Origin of the sequence: Anoxybacillus sp. ST4 (assembly GCF_019448545.1) — a bacterium.
Classification (GTDB): Bacteria; Bacillota; Bacilli; order Bacillales; family Anoxybacillaceae; genus Anoxybacillus; species Anoxybacillus pushchinoensis.
This window is the reverse complement of record NZ_JAHZOE010000001.1, coordinates 66,321-85,030: the sequence shown is the minus strand read 5'-3', so window position 1 is coordinate 85,030 and position 18,710 is coordinate 66,321. Positions and strand designations below refer to the sequence as shown.

The 18,710-nt window shown below is 42.0% G+C and carries 23 protein-coding genes; 17 read left to right on the top strand and 6 right to left on the bottom strand.

Annotation, left to right across the window (positions count from 1 at the left end; all coding sequences use genetic code 11):
* Positions 1-7 precede the first annotated feature (7 nt).
* On the bottom strand, positions 8-508 hold the full coding sequence (locus K1I44_RS00500) for an inorganic diphosphatase (RefSeq protein WP_003394446.1): 501 nt from the start codon (positions 506-508) through the stop codon (positions 8-10).
* Between the two features lie 120 nt (positions 509-628).
* The gene (locus K1I44_RS00495; RefSeq protein WP_003394452.1) at positions 629-877 is read right to left on the bottom strand and encodes a ferredoxin; all 249 of its coding nucleotides are present in this window, start codon (positions 875-877) and stop codon (positions 629-631) included.
* Between the two features lie 200 nt (positions 878-1,077).
* Between K1I44_RS00495 and K1I44_RS00490 the strand changes: the two genes are divergently transcribed.
* From K1I44_RS00490 to K1I44_RS00450, 9 genes are all read left to right on the top strand, one after another.
* A complete protein-coding gene (locus tag K1I44_RS00490) occupies positions 1,078-2,100 on the top strand; it encodes a YpbB family protein (protein ID WP_219984953.1) in 1,023 nt (340 codons plus the stop codon).
* Positions 2,093-3,535: a RecQ family ATP-dependent DNA helicase gene (locus K1I44_RS00485; protein WP_219984952.1), complete on the top strand. Its 1,443-nt coding sequence runs from the start codon at positions 2,093-2,095 to the stop codon at positions 3,533-3,535. Before K1I44_RS00490 ends, K1I44_RS00485 begins: the two co-directional genes overlap by 8 nt.
* Positions 3,532-4,122, top strand: a complete 591-nt coding sequence (locus K1I44_RS00480) for a CPBP family intramembrane glutamic endopeptidase (RefSeq protein WP_219984951.1) — start codon at positions 3,532-3,534, stop codon at positions 4,120-4,122. The genes K1I44_RS00485 and K1I44_RS00480 overlap by 4 nt, the downstream gene beginning before the upstream one ends.
* Positions 4,115-4,639, top strand: coding sequence for a LysM peptidoglycan-binding domain-containing protein (locus K1I44_RS00475; protein WP_219984950.1), 525 nt, complete (start codon positions 4,115-4,117; stop codon positions 4,637-4,639). Before K1I44_RS00480 ends, K1I44_RS00475 begins: the two co-directional genes overlap by 8 nt.
* A gap of 59 nt (positions 4,640-4,698) precedes the next feature.
* Positions 4,699-5,139: a YpbF family protein gene (locus tag K1I44_RS00470; protein ID WP_003394463.1), complete on the top strand. Its 441-nt coding sequence runs from the start codon at positions 4,699-4,701 to the stop codon at positions 5,137-5,139.
* A 47-nt stretch (positions 5,140-5,186) separates the two neighbouring features.
* The gene (locus K1I44_RS00465) at positions 5,187-5,561 is read left to right on the top strand and encodes a hypothetical protein (RefSeq protein WP_219984949.1); all 375 of its coding nucleotides are present in this window, start codon (positions 5,187-5,189) and stop codon (positions 5,559-5,561) included.
* A gap of 1 nt (position 5,562) precedes the next feature.
* Positions 5,563-6,327, top strand: a complete 765-nt coding sequence (locus K1I44_RS00460) for a metallophosphoesterase (RefSeq protein WP_219984948.1) — start codon at positions 5,563-5,565, stop codon at positions 6,325-6,327.
* An 82-nt stretch (positions 6,328-6,409) separates the two neighbouring features.
* Positions 6,410-7,330: a MerR family transcriptional regulator gene (locus K1I44_RS00455; RefSeq protein WP_003394469.1), complete on the top strand. Its 921-nt coding sequence runs from the start codon at positions 6,410-6,412 to the stop codon at positions 7,328-7,330.
* Positions 7,331-7,411: 81 nt separating this feature from the next.
* On the top strand, positions 7,412-7,999 hold the full coding sequence (locus tag K1I44_RS00450) for a genetic competence negative regulator (RefSeq protein WP_003394473.1): 588 nt from the start codon (positions 7,412-7,414) through the stop codon (positions 7,997-7,999).
* A 29-nt stretch (positions 8,000-8,028) separates the two neighbouring features.
* Here K1I44_RS00450 and K1I44_RS00445 read toward each other — a convergent pair whose 3' ends face one another.
* Positions 8,029-8,715 carry a PIG-L deacetylase family protein gene (locus K1I44_RS00445; RefSeq protein WP_003394475.1) on the bottom strand — a complete coding sequence of 229 codons (687 nt, stop codon included), beginning with the start codon at positions 8,713-8,715 and terminating at the stop codon, positions 8,029-8,031.
* A 182-nt stretch (positions 8,716-8,897) separates the two neighbouring features.
* On the opposite strand from K1I44_RS00445, the gene K1I44_RS00440 reads away from it, so the two are divergent.
* The 4 genes from K1I44_RS00440 (at position 8,898) to bioA (ending at position 13,301) form a co-directional block, all read left to right on the top strand.
* Positions 8,898-10,163 (top strand): Glu/Leu/Phe/Val family dehydrogenase, encoded by a 1,266-nt coding sequence (locus K1I44_RS00440; protein WP_003394476.1) that lies wholly within the window; start codon positions 8,898-8,900, stop codon positions 10,161-10,163.
* A 69-nt stretch (positions 10,164-10,232) separates the two neighbouring features.
* Positions 10,233-11,213 (top strand): YpdA family putative bacillithiol disulfide reductase, encoded by a 981-nt coding sequence (locus K1I44_RS00435; protein WP_219984947.1) that lies wholly within the window; start codon positions 10,233-10,235, stop codon positions 11,211-11,213.
* Positions 11,214-11,292: 79 nt separating this feature from the next.
* Positions 11,293-11,961, top strand: coding sequence for a dethiobiotin synthase (gene bioD, locus K1I44_RS00430; protein ID WP_219984946.1), 669 nt, complete (start codon positions 11,293-11,295; stop codon positions 11,959-11,961).
* Positions 11,937-13,301: an adenosylmethionine--8-amino-7-oxononanoate transaminase gene (bioA, locus tag K1I44_RS00425; RefSeq protein WP_219984945.1), complete on the top strand. Its 1,365-nt coding sequence runs from the start codon at positions 11,937-11,939 to the stop codon at positions 13,299-13,301. Before bioD ends, bioA begins: the two co-directional genes overlap by 25 nt.
* Before the next feature lie 14 nt (positions 13,302-13,315).
* Here the strand turns inward: bioA and ypeB are convergent, their stop codons facing one another.
* The 3 genes from ypeB to prsW all read right to left on the bottom strand — a co-directional run bounded on the left by ypeB (position 13,316) and on the right by prsW (position 16,296).
* Entirely contained in the window at positions 13,316-14,662 is a 1,347-nt protein-coding gene (gene ypeB, locus K1I44_RS00420; protein ID WP_219984944.1) for a germination protein YpeB, read from the bottom strand.
* A 12-nt stretch (positions 14,663-14,674) separates the two neighbouring features.
* A complete protein-coding gene (sleB, locus tag K1I44_RS00415; protein ID WP_003394486.1) occupies positions 14,675-15,532 on the bottom strand; it encodes a spore cortex-lytic enzyme in 858 nt (285 codons plus the stop codon).
* An 89-nt stretch (positions 15,533-15,621) separates the two neighbouring features.
* Entirely contained in the window at positions 15,622-16,296 is a 675-nt protein-coding gene (gene prsW / locus K1I44_RS00410) for a glutamic-type intramembrane protease PrsW (protein ID WP_003394488.1), read from the bottom strand.
* Positions 16,297-16,433: 137 nt separating this feature from the next.
* Between prsW and K1I44_RS00405 the strand changes: the two genes are divergently transcribed.
* The 4 genes from K1I44_RS00405 to K1I44_RS00390 all read left to right on the top strand — a co-directional run bounded on the left by K1I44_RS00405 (position 16,434) and on the right by K1I44_RS00390 (position 18,659).
* On the top strand, positions 16,434-17,093 hold the full coding sequence (locus K1I44_RS00405; protein WP_003394490.1) for a flagellar brake protein: 660 nt from the start codon (positions 16,434-16,436) through the stop codon (positions 17,091-17,093).
* A 53-nt stretch (positions 17,094-17,146) separates the two neighbouring features.
* Positions 17,147-17,326, top strand: coding sequence for a YpfB family protein (locus K1I44_RS00400; protein ID WP_003394493.1), 180 nt, complete (start codon positions 17,147-17,149; stop codon positions 17,324-17,326).
* A 74-nt stretch (positions 17,327-17,400) separates the two neighbouring features.
* Entirely contained in the window at positions 17,401-18,081 is a 681-nt protein-coding gene (cmk, locus tag K1I44_RS00395; RefSeq protein ID WP_219984943.1) for a (d)CMP kinase, read from the top strand.
* Positions 18,078-18,659 carry a lysophospholipid acyltransferase family protein gene (locus K1I44_RS00390; protein WP_003394497.1) on the top strand — a complete coding sequence of 194 codons (582 nt, stop codon included), beginning with the start codon at positions 18,078-18,080 and terminating at the stop codon, positions 18,657-18,659. The genes cmk and K1I44_RS00390 overlap by 4 nt, the downstream gene beginning before the upstream one ends.
* The last annotated feature ends 51 nt before the right edge of the window (positions 18,660-18,710 follow it).

Here is an 18,710-nt window from a genome sequence, read left to right as displayed (position 1 = left end):
ATGAAAATTATTTATTTTGCTCGTTGTAACGTGCAATGCATTCGTCAATAAGCTTCGCAGCCGCTTCCGCACCTTCCCACGTGCCGATTTCTGTTTTCTTTCCTTCTAAGTCTTTGTAGCGTTCGAAGAAATGAGCAATTTCTTTTAGTTTATGCTGTGGAAGATCTTCAAGGCTGCGCACATCAGCGAAGCGAGGATCATCAACAGGAACGCCGATTAATTTCGCATCTTCTTCGCCGCCGTCAACCATATTCAAGTAACCGAGCACACGCGTTTCGATGACGCAACCAGGGAATGTTGGATTTGTTACGATAACTAAAATATCAAGCGGATCGCCATCTAACGCAAGCGTATTTTCTAAATAACCATATTCCGCAGGATAAAACATTGGCGAATATAACACGCGATCAAGCTTAAATACACCGCGCTCTTTGTCATATTCGTATTTGTTTTGGCTTCCTGTTGGAATTTCAATAAACGCTTCAACAACTTTGTTTTCAAACGCCATGCCAAATTCCTCCTTCTTCAATTATGTATACTTTTTTATTATAGTCGATTGGACAAGTTGTGACAACGATAGAGGAAAAGAAAAGGGCAAGCTTCACATGAAGTTTGCCCCTCGTTGTTTTTATTCGAACTTATTTGGATCGCCGTCAAATGGCTCGTCCGCAACTTTGATTGAGTCTGTTGGACAGCCTTCAAACGCGTCCATCATATCATCAATGAGGACGTCCGGCACTTCAACGATTCCTTGGTTGTCGTCTAATGTGACGTACGCAATACCTTCATCATCGTAGTCATAAATGTCTGGTGCAGCTGCCCCACAAGCACCACAGGCGATACATGTTTCTTTGTCAACAATTGTGTACTTTGGCATACAATGACCCTCCTTAATTATATGGAACCAATCGCTTCATATGAAACGTTGGAAACGTATTCCTCACACTTTTATAATAAATGTGTTCCGGTAACTTTTCAATAAAAAACTCCATTGAAAATGCTTATCAGTACATAGTTTCCCCTCACACCTTCTCGCTTAATCTGGTAAAATGAAAGAGAAAATGGAGTGAATGTTTCATGTTGCAACATATCGTTTTATTTTGTATCGATCGTTTTCGCGGCGAACGGTCTATTGCCGCGATTGATCATTTGCTCAATGGAAAAAAAACAGCGCAAACGTTACAAGATAGTAAGTGGTACAACGTTAGCCGGCTGTTTGGAACAGTGCCGATTGATCGTTCTCGTTTGCTTCATATTGCGCGTCAATTAGAAGCGAACGGATGGATTTACGAAGTGGACGAGCATATATATCGTATAACCTCAAGCGGAAAAGAGGAGCTTCGTTATTTTGTCTTTCCTCCTCACGTGGACGGATGGAAATATATGAACGAGTCTTCATTATTTTGGAAGCGATTTTCTTTGCTTATTCAAACGGTCACAAACGTTATTTATCGCACGCCGTTTGAGCCTGTACATCGCGATGAGCGCATTCAATCATTTGTGAAGCGCTGGCTATTTCAACATAAACATATGCAGGCGCTCGTTCGGTCGTTATATGAAGAAATGTATGGGCTACTCAGCCGTGTAGAAGAGAAAGAAGCAAACATTTTTGTTTGGCGTTTGACGACCCGTGATCGCATCGGATGGACGAACGAACAAATTGCCTACGCTATAAAAGAAGAAGATGTAGCCGTATGGCTATCGTTTCAAAACGTTTTGCATTTTATACTTGGGACGATAGAAAAAGAAAAGGAAACGTTTCCGCTTTTATATTCCTTGCGTGAACAAAAACAAATACCATTGACAACGTCAGCTAAAAAAACATGGGACTTATTAAAAAAAGGGTATGGTCTGGAACAAATTGCGCAGCTACGCCGATTGAAAAAAGGAACAATCGAAGATCACATTGTAGAAATCGCGACATATGTTCCATCTTTCGTTACAACGCCTTTTTTGGAAGAAAATAAACGTAAACGCATTATTCAGCAAGCATATCAATTACAAACAAACAAATTGCGGGCGATAAAAGAGGCGCTTCCTGATGTGTCTTATTTTGAAATTCGCCTCGCATTAGCAAGATGGGAGAAGGAAGATGTTTGACGTATTAAAGGAGCGATTCGGTTACGATTCATTTCGCACAGGACAGAAAGAAATTATTGAAGATGTGCTTAACGGATGGGATTGTGTTGCTATGCTTCCGACTGGGGGAGGGAAATCGCTTTGTTATCAGCTCCCTGGCTACATATTAGAAGGTAGCGTGTTAATTATTTCTCCGCTTGTGTCACTTATGGAAGACCAAGTGCAGCAGTTGCGAAACCGTGGTGAAAAACGGGTGGTGGCGCTCAATCGGTTTCTTTCTTATCGCGAAAAACAAGACGTATTGCGCGAATTAGCATCGTACCGTTTTATTTACGCTTCCCCAGAAATTTTACAGTCTCCTATGCTTATTGAAGCGTTAGCGCGTATACGTCTTTCGTTGTTTGTTGTAGATGAGGCGCATTGTATTTCGCAATGGGGGCACGATTTTCGCCCTGATTTTTTAAAGCTCGGTCTTCTTCGGGAGATGTTCGGCGATCCTCCTTGCTTAGCATTAACAGCAACAGCTACCCGTCAAGTCGTTGAAGATATTGTGAAGACGTTAAACCTTAAGCATGTAAAACATCATATATATCCGCTCGATCGTCCAAATATTTGTTTATACGTCCAATACGTTCATACTGTTGAAGAGAAAATCGAGGCGTTGAAAGAGCTCGTCGCCTCGTTGCCTAAGCCGGGCATTGTGTACGTATCGAGTCGTCACTGGGCAGAAGCGTTAGCGCAAACGTTACACGGAGAGTACCGTGTAAGTTATTATCACGGTGGGATGGATGGTGAACAGCGCCTTCTCATCCAACAGCAGTTCGTTTACGATCAGCTAGATGTTATTTGTTGCACAAATGCTTTCGGTATGGGCATTAATAAATCTAACGTTCGCTTCGTTATACATTTTCATTTACCGACACAGCCGGAAGCATATTGGCAAGAAATCGGACGCGCTGGGCGAGATGGAAACGAAAGCATAGCCGTATTATTATATGCCCCAGGTGATGAACAGCTCGGACAAGCGATGATCGATATAGAATTCCCAACGATAGAGCAAATTGTATATGCGCTGCACGCTTTACGAAGTGAACAAAAAGAGACGGGATTAACAGACGTACAACAACGTCTCCTTTTATATTGGCTAGAACAAATGGATACTCAAGAAGATGTGAACATATTAGCAAAGCAACTGTATGTTCATATCGAACAAAGAAAAAAAGAGAAAATGAACAAATGGATATTTATGCAACAATGGGTGAACGAACAAACATGTCGTCGACGTGCGATGCTTTCCTATTTTGAACAACAACCACTTCCGAATGAACGTTGTTGTGACCGATGCGGCGCCCATATATACGTAAATGCTCCCACAACACATATTCAACCTATCCAGTTGCGTCCATGGCGCGAAGAGCTTCGTTCAATGTTTGCGATAAAGGTGGAGACGGAATGATTAAAAAACAAATGGATATGGCTAGTCAAATAAGCGAGCGGGAAATTGTATATCATTTATATATCACACAAGCGCTTATTTTTCTCATTGCATTAGCATTAGGTTCATATTTATTTACACGAGATACATTCATGGCGATATGGCAATGGGATGTTCGGGAAATATTATTATATGGTGGTGGATGCGCCGCACTCGTTCTTTTTGTCGATTTTTTACTTATTCGCTATGCTCCTGAACATTGGTATGATGATGGAGGAATTAATGAAAAATTATTCCGTTCTCGCTCAGTCCCACATATTTTTATGATGACCGCGGTCATTGCGTTTTGTGAAGAACTGCTGTTTCGCGGTGTCATTCAGACGCATGCTGGCTTGTTTTTTGCGAGTGCTATTTTTGGTTTATTGCATATTCGCTATTGGCGAAAGTGGCTTCTTCTTATTGCTGTCGTTAGTTTAAGTTTTTGGATTGGATTCGTATATGAGTGGACAAACAACTTATGGGTGACGATTTTTGCCCACTTTCTCATTGATTTTATTTTAGCGTTACACATCCGGTATCGTGTGGAAGAGGTGAAAGGCGATGCGTGAAGATCAAGCAGAAAATTTACGTAAAAAAATGGAGAATATAAGTAATCAACAAGAGAGCAATGAATTTCATTTGCCACCGCGTAGCCAAGTGCATAATAAAAAGAAGAAAACAAAATGGAAAATCAAACATCCGCTCGTTCGCATACTTGCTCTTTTTTTCATTTTGTTACCTATTGCGATTTATAGCATGTATCACCTAGTTGATAAACGACCGATTCAAGTAGTTACGATTGATGGCGAAAGCTACGAAACGGTTGATGTCGATCAACAAAAAGAAAAAGCTCCGCCACGAAAGCCGCTTGAAAATGAAGCGAAAGAGGAGGAGCGTGCGCCGGATGAAGCGGAGTCGTCATTTACTTATCACACCGTACAAGAAAACGAGACGCTATACAGTATTGCGATGAAATATTATGGAAATGAAAAAGGGATGGACCTTATTAAAGAATGGAACAATTTAACGAGTACGAAGCTGCAAAAAGGTCAAGTGTTAAAAATCCCGAATATGAGTGGAAAATAGGTATACGACCCTACCGATGGACATACAATTGTAATAAAACGTGATCGGTAGGGGTGGCTATGATTTTCCCGATAGATTTAGATGAAGTGACGAAGGTTATTTTACAGCGCATAATTGCTCATAAAAAAGAATGGATCGATATGGAAAAAAGAATGAAATGGGCACTTATTTTGTTTTTGTTTTCTCTTATTTTGTTCGGATTATATACATATCAAACTATTTTTATTCCGAACCATACATCGATACAACGAATGATTGGGGCAATCATTCATGATGAACGCATGCTTTCGTTTGTCGCATTCGTTAGTTCGGTTGGGTGGCTTGTTTCGTTTTATAAAAAGAAAAGCGAAAAAGCAGAACAAGATTTTCATGCTCTTCGTTGCGAATTTATTCAAAAAAGTAGCGAATTGCTTCAAGAAGAGGCGTGGAAAAAACGACATCTCCTTTTTACGTGGATGAAGGAAACGTACGATATTCAACTTTATCATGAAAACAAGTGAACACACTCTCGCTCATTTCATATGCTAATGGCGGGAGGGAGTATAAAATGTGGCTTTCTTTATTAATCGGGTTCGTATGTGGATATTTTATGATTGCTTGGACGCCGATGGTGGAACCGTTCGTGTTTGAAGTGTTTTTGACGGATATGATTTTTGATCCGTTAAAAACATTTTTTGCGCTCGTCAGCTTTTTTATCGGTTTTATCGCTAACGGTGTGTTAATTCGCACTGCCGTTTGGCATACGTGGCAAGCATGGCGAAAAGAAGCAACGGGTCGAAAAGAACAATTTTTGTCATACGGTGTGTTGCTCATATTTATTGTATTAGCAATGATTGATGTGAAAAAAACAGCAATCTTTTTCCTCTTTTCTTTTTTATATGGTATGATGGCCATGAGTGCATATAAAGAAAGGGAAATTTGAGATGGTATATGTTGTAGCAGCGTTTGTCGGGGTCATTATAATATATATGTGGATCGAAGCGCATCGCAATCGTGTTATTTTTCATTCGTTATCGTTTCCCACGTTTCCAAAAAGCTTTTCTCGCTTGCGAATCTTTTTTATCTCTGATATTCATCGTCGTCGCGTATCCGAAACATTCATTGACTCATTGAAAGGAAAAGTCGATCTCGTCATCATTGGTGGCGATTTAACGGAAAAAGGAGTCCCGTTTTCACGCGTCAAACGAAATATTGAGTTGTTCAAGCAGCTCGGCCCTGTTTATTTTGTTTGGGGAAACAATGATTATGAAGTAGACTACCATGAATTAGATGCGCTATTGCTTGAGAACGGTGTGAAAATATTAGATAATACAGCGGTCATATTTGAAAGTGAACAAGGTGATCGGGTTGCTTTGCTTGGTGTAGACGATATGAATCAAGAAAGGGAGCGGCTTGATCTTGCTTTAGAAGACGCAGGAGATGTAAACTTTCGCATCGTTGTCAGCCACGATCCGCGTATCATTCAAAAAATAGCACCAGAACATCACATTGCCCTCGTTTTAAGCGGGCATACACACGGCGGGCAAATTCGCTTCGGTCCATTTGGTTTGTATGAAAAAGGACGTTTACAAAACGTAAATGGCACGATGTTGCTAGTTAGCAATGGATACGGAACAACGACGCTTCCCCTTCGGTTAGGAGCGCGAGCAGAAACACACGTAATCGAGCTAAAACATAAAAAAGGTTAAGCAAAACTTATACAAATTTTACACACCTCCTTCATATCCGCTATAATGTTGACAGAATGACGCGAGATATGGAGGATTTTGTATGTCAACGCAAGAAGGAAAATATAATGTAAAAGCCGTATCGAATATGTTAGGGGTGCAACCTGGGACGTTGCGTGCGTGGGAACGCCGTTATCAAATTATCGCGCCACCGCGCAATGAAGCTGGCCACCGATTATATACAGAGGAACAAGTGCAAATATTAAAATGGCTCGTTGATAAAGTGAATCAAGGGTTCACGATTAGCCAGGCGATTTCCCTTCTAGAACAACGCCATACAGATGTGCGCGTCGAGGCGGAAGATCACGTCTCCGCCCTTCGTGAACGATTGTTGCAGGCGCTTTTATCGTTTCAAGAATGGACGGCACATGAGTTGCTAAATGAGGCATTTAGTTTATATACGGTTGAAAAAGTTGCGCTCGACTTATTAACCCCGCTTCTTGTGCGAATTGGGGACTTATGGGAACATGGTAAAATTACGAGCGCACACGAACATTTCGCCACCGCTTTTTTACGTTCACGTCTCGGTATGGCGTTTTCTATGCTTCCAATTAATCGATTGTTACCGAAAACGATTTCGGTATGCGGACCGAACGAATGGCACGAGCTCGGATTATTTATTTTTACATTATATTTACGGAGAAGGGGATACGAAACGATTTATTTAGGGGCTAGTGTTGACCAACGCGATTTACCGATCGTTATTAACGAAGTGAAGCCTGCTTGCATCTTTTTGTCTTGCACGTTGCAGCAAAATGTCGCAGCGACATTACAACTTGTTGATGAATTGAAACAAACATGCCCTCATATTCGTATTGGAGTTGGAGGACGGGCGTTCGATGAAGTTGATGAACAAATAAAAACGAAGTATGGTGACCATCTCCTTGGACAGTCAAAAGAACAATGGGATGAATGGTTAAAATCCAATGAAAAATACTTGTCTAAAAGGGAGAAAACGATGTAAACTCATTAGTAATATGATGAACGTTTTTACACGTTTATCATATGCTAACAGTAAAGTCTGTGTAGGTAAGGAGGGATGTTTATGCGGCTTGAACGCTTAAACTACAATAAGATTAAAATATTCCTCACATTTGACGATTTAGTCGAGCGCGGTTTAACGAAGGAAGATTTATGGAAAGATACGTTTAAAGTGCATGAACTATTTCGTGATATGATTGAGGAAGCAAGTGAGGAGCTCGGCTTTGAAATTAACGGGTCGGTCGCTGTTGAAGTGTACTCTTTACCGGCACAGGGCATGGTCGTGATCGTAACGAGCGAAGGTGAGATGACAGATGAGGAAGACGAGTTTAGCGATGATTATATTGAAATGCAAGTCACGCTAGATGAAAGCGACGATATATTTTTTGAATTTCAAACGTTTGAAGACGTCATTCAATTAGCTACGCGTCTTTATTCGCTCGGTTGTCATGGCGGCTCGCTTTACAGTTATGAAGGGCGCTTTTATTTACATTTCGCTGAATCTATCATTCCAACGGACGACTTTGTTGCGATTTTAGCGGAATATGGAAGTCCGTCTACATTAACGATTTATCGTGTCGAAGAGTACGGCAAAAAATTGATTGCACATGAAGCGATTGCCGAGCTATATAAATATTTTGTTCAAAAATAACCTTCGCGAAGTAAGCGAAGGTTTTATTTTTAAAACGGGTAAGATAGGTTGTTTTCTTTTGACCATGCACGAATGAAATACTCTCGATTTTGAAACTTATGGAATGACTCGTTATGAACAGACGGGAATACGCGCTCAACGGATAAATGTTGCGTTCGGTGCGCAAGTAAAGCTTGGCGCACTTTTTTTGCTTCCTCTTCCGTGAATGTGAAGACGATGTCGATGTTTTCTATCGGATCGCCAAAGCGATCAGGTCGGCCGACAACAGTTACGTAATACAATTGTTCGACAATATGATCCATCGCTGTCACCGCTCGATATGTCGCCCGTTGAATCGCTTGATGGTCTCGATGCCCAGAGATACCGTGCGGTGGGAACGTAACGACAACAGTTGGTTTATATCGTTCAATGATGTGACAAATGTCCCGAACGAGTGGCTCCTCATATTCAGGTAACTTTCCATCGGGATATGTACCAGTAATGAGATGATCGACACCTAAAATGTTCGCTGCTTGCTCTAATTCCTTTTTGCGCACTTGCGGTAGCTGCTCTTTTGTGCAAACAGGTGGGTTTCCACATTTCCCTGCATCACCAAGCGTCGCGCTGTATACGATCGTTTCCACATCGTCTCGTTTCGCTAACGAGGCAAGCAATCCCCCAACAGTAAACGTCTCGTCGTCAGGATGTGCAAAGGAAAATAAAATGCGTTTTTTCATCTCTTTCGCCCCTTTCTGTCGTACGTCCATTATATCGCTTTCGTTTTCTTATGTGAATGATCGATTTTTTGAAAACGATTACAAAAAATCGATAAAAACTTCTTTGCATATGCGCATAGAAGGTGTATACTATGACATGAAAGGCGGACAATATTTTACAAAAGGTTATGGGAGGTTTACAAATGGTAGCCGAAAAGCATACCAATGATGAAAAACATGATGTTTTACGAGCGACGCAAATCGTCATACATAGAGCGCTTGAAAAGCTCGGATATCCTGAAGAGGTGTATGAGCTGTTAAAAGAGCCGTTGCGCATGTTAACGGTCAAAATTCCGGTGCGCATGGACGATGGCTCAGTAAAAGTGTTTACTGGCTACCGTGCACAGCATAATGATGCGGTCGGTCCAACTAAAGGGGGTATTCGCTTTCATCCGAACGTCACAGAGCGTGAAGTGAAAGCACTTTCTATTTGGATGAGTTTAAAATGTGGCATTGTTGATTTGCCGTACGGTGGTGGAAAAGGTGGAATTGTGTGCGATCCACGTACGATGTCGTTTCGTGAGTTAGAGCGACTTAGCCGAGGCTACGTTCGCGCCATTAGTCAAATTGTTGGTCCAACAAAAGATATCCCTGCGCCTGATGTGTTTACAAACTCACAAATTATGGCGTGGATGATGGATGAATATAGCCGCATTGACGAATTTAACTCACCGGGATTCATTACAGGAAAACCGCTAGTGTTGGGCGGTTCACACGGTCGTGAAACAGCAACAGCTAAAGGGGTTACCATTTGCATTCGTGAAGCGGCGAAAAAGCGCGGCATCGACTTGAAAGGCGCGCGTGTTGTTGTGCAAGGGTTCGGTAATGCCGGAAGCTATTTAGCGAAGTTTATGCACGATGCAGGGGCGAAGGTGATTGGCATTTCCGATGCGTATGGCGGTTTATACGATCCGAACGGTTTAGATATTGATTATTTATTAGATCGTCGCGACAGCTTTGGTACCGTGACGAAGCTGTTTAAAAATACAATTACAAACAAAGAGTTGCTTGAACTAGATTGTGATATTTTAGTTCCAGCTGCCATCGAAAATCAAATTACAGAAGAAAATGCGCATAACATTAAAGCAAAAATTGTCGTTGAAGCGGCAAACGGCCCAACGACGCTAGAAGCGACAGAAATTTTAACAGAGCGAGGCGTATTGATCGTTCCGGACGTTCTTGCAAGTGCTGGTGGGGTGACTGTTTCTTACTTTGAATGGGTGCAAAACAACCAAGGTTATTATTGGACGGAGGAAGAAGTAGAAGAAAAGCTTGAAAAAGTGATGGTCAAGGCGTTCAATAACGTATACGAAACAGCGCAAACACGCCGTGTTGACATGCGTTTAGCTGCGTACATGGTCGGCGTACGCAAAATGGCAGAGGCGTGCCGTTTCCGTGGCTGGATTTAATGTTTGCATGAACAAGCGAAATCTCCTATCATTGTATGATAGGAGATTTTTTGCTGAGGTGATTGTCAAGTGGAAAAAGAAAAAGTCATTATCGTCGGTGGAGGTCCTTGCGGGTTAGCTGCTGCCATTGCGTTGCAACATGCGAACGTTTCTCCGCTCGTTATTGAAAAAGGGAATATAGTTAATTCATTATATCATTATCCGACGCATCAAACGTTTTTTAGTTCGAGTGATCGTTTAGAAATTGGCGGTGTGCCGTTTATTACGGAAAACCGAAAGCCGAAGCGCAACCAAGCTCTTGCGTATTATCGGGAAGTTGTAACGCGCAAAAATATTCGTGTTCATGCCTTTGAAAAAGTCGAACGTGTCATGAAACGAGAGAGCGGAATGTTCATCGTTGAAACGAGCAAACGTACGTATGAAGCAACGTATGTCATTATTGCGACAGGATATTATGACAATCCAAACTATATGCATGTGCCTGGGGAACATTTACCAAAAGTGACGCATTATTTTAAAGAAGCACATCCGTACTACAATACAGATTGTGTCGTGATCGGTGGGAAAAACTCGAGCGTTGACGCCGCGTTAGAACTCGTTAAAGCAGGTGCACGCGTCACCGTTTTATACCGGGGTTCACAATATTCCTCGAGCATTAAACCATGGATTTTGCCAGAGTTTGATTCGCTCGTACGTCAAGGAATTATCACGATGGAATTTAACGCTCATGTGAAAGAAATTACAGAAGATGCAGTCATTTATACAGTGAACGGCGAGGAAAAGAAAATAAAGAATGACTTTGTTTTTGCGATGACAGGATATCATCCAGATCACGATTTTTTAAAAAACATGGGCGTTCACATTGATGAGGAAACAGGGCGACCGATGTACAATCCAGAAACGATGGAAACAAATGTGGAAGGTATTTTCATCGCAGGTGTCATTGCGGCCGGAAATAACGCAAATGAAATTTTCATTGAAAACGGTCGTTTTCACGGTGACCTCATTGCCGCATGCATCGCCGAAAGAGAGAAAAAAGTGTCCGAGTAAACGTTCGGACGCTTTTTTTATTGCTTTATATTGTTAACTTTAATAAAATATTAGTTAACAAAAGTGAAGGGGGTAGAGGATGAAAGCGTTTTTTATTACAGGAACAGATACGGACGTAGGGAAAACATTTGTTACCGTTTGTATGTTGCGCACCCTTATAAACAAACAAATACGTGCAACAGCTTATAAGCCGATTCAAAGCGGGGCGCAATGGCAAGGGGGGGAATGGATTGCACCGGATGTGGAAATGTATCGACAAGTGATTGATGTGACGGATGAAGAAGGATATACATACTTATTGCAAACTCCTTGTTCTCCGCATTTAGCTGCGCGTATGGATGGAGTAACTATTGAGCCAAACCGCATTGTAGCACATGTGAAAAAACTTCAACAAACGTATGACTTCGTGCTTGTTGAAGGAGCGGGTGGAATTGCTGTTCCACTCGTCGATGAATCGTTTCTTGTTGCCCATTTAGCACAAGCATTATCTTTGCCGCTCATTATCGTGGCGCGAGCGAGTGTTGGAACGATTAACCATACGGTGTTAACGGTTGAATATGCTAGAGCGCATGGCTTACATATTGCTGGCATTATTATGAACGGATTTTCTACTCCAACAAATGAAATTGAGCGAGACAATATACGTATGATCGAAACGATGACAGGCGTGCCGGTCATTGGAAACATTCCACATATGCCGGACGGTAGTTGCGGTGAAGTTGTATGGAGAAAGGAATGGTGGCAATGAACGAGTGGATTGAAAAAAGTAAAACGTATTTATGGTTGCCGTTTACGCAAATGAAAGATTATGAACAACATCCACTCGTTATTGAAAGTGGCGACGGGATTTTTTTAACAGATGTGAACGGAAAAACGTATTATGATGGGTATTCATCGCTTTGGCTAAACGTGCATGGGCATCGAAAAAAAGAAATTGATGATGCCATCCGCGGACAGCTTGAGCGAATCGCTCATTCGACTCTTCTAGGTGCAGCGAATATTCCTGCGATCGCATTGGCGGAAAAATTAATTGAATGGACACCGAGTCATCTTACGCGCGTGTTTTATTCCGACAGCGGGGCAGAAGCGGTGGAAATTGCGCTCAAAATCGCCTTTCAATATTGGAGAAATATCGGGGAAAATAAAAAGCAAAAATTTGTGACGCTCACAAACGGTTATCATGGGGATACGGTCGGTGCCATTAGCGTCGGAGCGATCGATATTTTTCACACCGTATATGAACCGTTAATGTTTACGAGCTATAAAGCACCGTTCCCGCTCGCCTATCGCCATCCGAGCAACGATCCGAACGTCGTACGCGATGAGGCGCTAAGCGCATTAGAAACGTTATTCATTGAACATCATGAAGAGATTGCTGCGATGATTGTCGAGGGTATGATTCAAGGGGCTGGTGGGATGCATGTCATGCCAGCAGGATACTTAAAAGGAGTAGAACAGTTATGCCGACGCTATAATATTTTGCTTATCGTTGATGAAGTTGCTACTGGATTTGGACGGACGGGAAAACGATTTGCGATCGAACATGAAAATATCAAACCAGATATGATAACTGTTGCAAAAGGAATGACAGGCGGCTATTTGCCTGTTGCAGCTACGTTGACGACGGAAGCCATTTATGAAGCGTTTTATGGGGACTATGCGGAGTTTAAAACGTTTTTTCATGGACATTCTTATACAGGGAACCAGCTCGGTTGCGCAGCTGCTTTAGCTAATCTAGAGATTTTTGAACGGGAGCGATTAATTGAACAAGTGGAGGAGAAAGTAGTATTTGTCGCTGAGCAGCTCGCATCATTTACCGAGCTCGATCATGTTGGGGACGTGCGGCAACTAGGGATGATGTGCGGCATCGAACTTGTGCGCGATCGCCATACTCATGAACCGTATCCGTGGATGGAACGGATGGGGTATAAAACGACATTAAAAATGAGAGAAAAAGGAATGCTGACACGCCCGCTCGGTGACGTCATCGTCTTTATGCCTCCGTTAGCTAGCACGTTTGAACAGCTTGAAGCGATGATTCATATTATGCGGAATTCCATTATTGAAACGACGGAAAAGAGGGGCTGAATGATCAGCCCCCTTCATATTTCGCCATATACCGGTTCAGGATTTTGAAGCTTCTCGACCTTCTCCTCTATACCGTTTTGTGCATTGATGAAGATGCGATATGTGTCGTCTCCGAGCGTTCCTAAAAATTCATAGCAAAGCACTTCTTGATTGATGTTGTTCATAATGATCGCTTTTCTTTCTTCCATAATGGTTACGTTCGGATTAATTTTTTTTCGTGCTTGCTCGACAGAAATTTTCGGTTTTGGAATCGTTCGGTCCCGCTTAGATGATAAGTAATCACGTGCGGAAAAGCCAATGATGTTCCCGTCATCTAGCGCGATTTTCATTTTAATGGATTCTGGATAAATACGCACCCCATCTCGTGCTGTAACGAATGTTAAGACAGCTACGTGATCGTACTGGGTGCTTTCGTATAATTCAAAGTTGTTAAATTTATGTTGTTTTAAAAACTGAAGCCCTCGCATCGTTGCCTCATTTAAACTCACGTTTTGCTTGTTGACTGGACGGTTTTCAATTACCCAAATTGGATATCCGCCTTTTTCAGTAACATCCATATACGTTTCGCTTTTTGTTTTTGGGTTTTTTATTGTTATGCTATAAAAGGCATCGCTTGCCCCTTCTCCGCTATGAACGACTTGAATTTCTTCATTCCCTTTTAATCCGAGAAATGTTTTGGCGATTTGCTTTGCTTCTTCTTCACTAATTTTTTTTCCGTTTATATGTGAAAATCGTTGTTGGCGTTTTTCTACACTTGTAAATGAAGGACCGAAGTCCGTTTCTTGATAAGACTGTACATTTTTTTCTACCGTTTTAAACCCGTCGATAATTGTATTGTCGTTTGGACGATTATTTGTTGCAAGCGCCAATTCGACATCCATCCACCGTAAGTTGTTTTCTAGTACGAGATGTTGCACATTCCGCAGCTCTTGTTGAATGTCAGCAGACTTTTTGTACAGTTGTTGTAACGTTTTATATTCTTCAGCATCCAACGGTTGTTTATCTAAATCGCGAATGGCTGCACGGTAGCTGAACGCACCGATATTTGATAAAAATTCCTCTGTTTTATTGAACGGCAATAGAGAAAGTGGTAATTGCCCGACAGTTGCGTGTGCTTCGGAAGCAAGGCGCCATACTTCCGCAAGCGCAGGTGATAGCGATTGTCGGGAGTTCATCGCTAATGTCGTTCCAATTTGATCGTGAAGTAAATCAATTTGATAAGTTAAATCATGAAACGCGCGTTGATAATTGTTTTCTGCGTGAATTAAAATCGCGTTTTTTTGTTGATGTTCCCGATATCCCCAATATGCTGTTCCGGCGATGCCAACAGATAGTACCGCAATAAGTAAAATACGTAGCAAAAAACTCCCCTCCTATTTACAGAAAATGTGTTTTCCAATTCGTTTAATTTGTGGTCGGCTCCATATCCAACCGTTTGTCGCTGTGTTCGGGTTAAAGTAGTATAACGCGCCACTTGACGGGTCCCATCCATTCAATGCATCGAGCACAGCCTTACGAGACGTTTCGTTCGGAGTAAGCCAAATTTGTCCATCTGCTACGGCGGTAAACGCCCCTGGTTCAAAAATGACGCCGGCTACTGTGTTCGGGAAAGAAGGGCTATTTATGCGATTTAAAATGACTGCCGCAACAGCCACTTGTCCAATGTATGGCTCACCGCGTGCTTCCCCGTGTACAGCGTTGGCCATAAGCTGTAAATCATTTTGTGAAAAGCCATTCGGGACGTTGACGGCCGCTGTTCTTGCGTTTCTTGTAGCCGTTTGTTGTGGATTAGCTCGTTTTTTTAGTTGTGTATTTGCTGCTTTTTGAGTAGTCGCACGGTTGTTTGTCCTCGTTTGCCGAACTTTTACTTGTTTACTTAACGGAACGCCGCCATAATGAGTGAAAGTGTTTCCTTTTCGTAAATTTTCATGGACAAACGATTTGTAATATTTTGAAGCTCGAACGAGTTTTTGCTTTGTTGTTTGTCCCGCTAAACCGTCTACAGGCAATTGAAATTTATATTGAAAGTTTCGCAACGCCCAGTACGTTCGCCAGCCAAATACCCCATCGATCTTGCCCCTGTAGAAGCCGAGGTATTGTAGTCTTGCCTGTAATTCAATAACATCATCACCTACCGCTCCGCGTTGAATTACTTGTTTTGAAAACGCGTGTGCTTGCGACGTATAACTAAACGAGAAGATAAGGAATAAGCAAATAAACCATTTGTGCATTGTGACTCCTCCCTTGATGTGTAAACAATACCTTTTGACGCTATTTTTTGTCACAATGACGTTTTTATACATAAAAAAGAAACCAAGCGTTACGCTTGGCTTGATGTTTGAGTAATATCGACTATCATGCTTCTCGCAAGTTTTACTTTTCGTAAAGCGAGCCACCATAAAAAAATCATAAACGGAAGCATATAATATATCCATTGTTCTTGTGTTAATAAAATATAGTCGTATATCCCATGAAATAAGAATGGGAGAAGAAAAGATAGACATATATATCCTTTTTCTTTTGTAGCTAAACCGAATTTTGCCTTCCCTAAATAAAAACCCATAATTACACCAAACAAAGCATGGCTTGATACAGGCAACAGCGCGCGAGTAACAGCAAACTCCACTCCGTTTGCTAACAAGTATAAAATGTTTTCAAGCGTAGCGAATCCGAGCGATACGCTTACGCCGTAAACGATGCCGTCATAAGGTTCATTAAACTCGCGATGATCATAAATCGCATAGTAAAACACAAACCATTTAAAAAACTCTTCAAGCAAACTAGTTGATAAAAATGCCTCAACAAACGCGTTTGGCAACATATGTTCAACTTTTAATACGTGCTGAATAAACATAAGCGGAAACACTAAAAACGTTCCATATAAAAACATGCGCAAAACAAGGGATAACGGTTCTGTTTCGTATTCATCTCTTAAATAAAAGTAACTGAGCAACGCCAATCCGGGGGCAATCCCCGCAGAAATAATAGCCCACATAATTTCTTCCTCGTTCCCAATTCTTTTCTTTTCATTTTGATGGTATCATGTTATTGTCAAATTGAAAATGCTTTGAGGTGTATTTTTTATGCAATAAAGGTAAAGAAGGAAATGTTTTTAGCGAGGGGGAACATACGTTGATTAAAATTGGGGTGCCATTGACGCTTGAACCGAAATATAGCGAGCAAATGGAAAAATACAAATGTAAAGTCGCAGAGATGGAAGACGGGAAAATTTATATTGATTATCCGATTGATATGAGCACGAATCGCACCGCATTTTTGTTAGACGGAACGCAATTAAAAGCGAGCTTCGTCGGGGAAGATGAGGCGGTTTATGCGTTTGAAACAGAAGTGCTAGGAAGAACGAGACGCAATGTGCCGTTGCTCATTTTGTCATACCCCGGAGACAATCAGCTCCTTCGCATTCAACGTCGACAATTTGTGCGTGTCGATGCCATTACGGACGTGGCCGTTCATCCGTTGAATGAAGAGTTTGCTCCATTTACGACAGTCACAAGCGACATGAGTGCCGGTGGGGCAGCCATTGTGCTACCGCATCATGAAACGGGATTGAAACATGGAATGACAATTGAAATTTGGCTTGTGCTTCATATGCGTTCAGGGGACTATCATTATTTACGCTTTCCAGCGCGCGTTGTTCGTATATTTGAAGAAAACGTCCCGAAAGCATCTTTGCAATTTTTAGAGGTGAGCGATGTTGATCGCCTCACGTTAATTCGCTATAGTTTTGAAAAGCAGCTTGAAACGAGAAAAAAGGAACAATTTGAAGCATAAGTATACGTATTTTCTCCCATAATAAAAATAAAATGACAGGGAGGAAGAGGCGAATGAAGACAATTGAACGGATGTTGTGGAAGCTTGCTATTATACAGTTTATTTTTTTATGTATCGCTCAATATGTCGTTTTCCATTCGTCATTTGCACCTTACGTCGTGAAAGTGATTCGTTACGAAGGTGTCATGAAAAATTCTGAAACAAAAACGATTGAAACATTCGACCAACGATAAACGGTATGATACAATATAGAAGCAGGAACGTTCCTGCTTTTTTGTTGAAACGAAAACGATTGACAGGAGGCATTATGAAGAAGAAAATTTCGATCGCGATTGATGGACCAGCAGCTGCTGGCAAAAGTACGGTCGCGAAACGACTAGCTGAAGCGTTGTCTTACGTTTATATTGATACGGGAGCGATGTATCGCGCCTTAACATATTGTGCGCTCCGGCGCGGTGTAGACGTTCATGATGAAAAACAATTAATGAACGTGCTAAATGATACATATATTGAATTAAAACCTTCGCCAGCTGGGCAACTTGTATTTGCAAATGGCGAAAATGTTACAGAAGAAGTCCGAAACAACGATGTGACAAACAACGTGTCATATGTAGCGAAACACCCAGCGGTTCGCGAAGAAATGGTTAAACGCCAGCGTGAGCTAGGTCGACACGGCGGCGTTGTCATGGATGGCCGCGACATTGGAACACACGTGCTCCCGCATGCGGAAGTGAAAATTTTTTTGCTTGCGTCTGTTGAAGAGCGGGCAAAACGTCGTCACGAAGAAAATATGGCGCGCGGCATTCCGTCTAGCTTAGAGCAACTAAAAGAGGAAATTGCTCGCCGCGATCAAATTGACTCACAACGTGCAGTAGCTCCGCTGAAAAAAGCGGAAGACGCCATTGAAATCGATACGACGTCATTATCGATTGATGAAGTCGTTGATCGTATTATGTGCATTGTCCATGAAAGGGTGGAGGGGCAGTGAGCTTTTACACGTTTGCTCGCACAGTTGTTAAACATGTACTTACTCCGCTTTATCGCATAGAAGTAAGCGGAGTAGAGCATATTCCAAAAGAAGGCGCTGTCCTCATTTGCGCCAATCATATTAGCAACTTAGACCCACCAGTTGTCGGGATCACATGTCCGCGTCCTGTTCATTTTATGGCGAAAGAAGAACTGTTTCACACACCTATTGTGAAGCAGCTCGTTTCTCGTCTGCATGCGTTTCCTGTTCGTCGAGGAATGGGAGACCGAGAGGCGTTGCGGACAGGGCTAGCTTTATTAAAAGAAAAAAAAGTGCTCGGATTATTTCCGGAAGGGACGCGAAGTAAAGACGGGAAATTGAAAAAAGGGTTAGCTGGTGCAGGCTTCTTTGCGTTGCGTAGCGATGCAGTTGTTGTGCCGTGTGCCATCATCGGACCTTATCGTGTCGGAAAGCGATTAAAAGTCGTATACGGTGCCCCAATTGATTTCGCTCCATGGCGGGAAAGAAGAGCGAGCGCTGACGAGGTCACAGCTGTCATTATGGAGCATATTCAACAACTTTTAGATGAACATCAGTAGTTATGACTTGACAAAAACAACGTTTTAATACAGATTAGTAAAAAAGGAAGT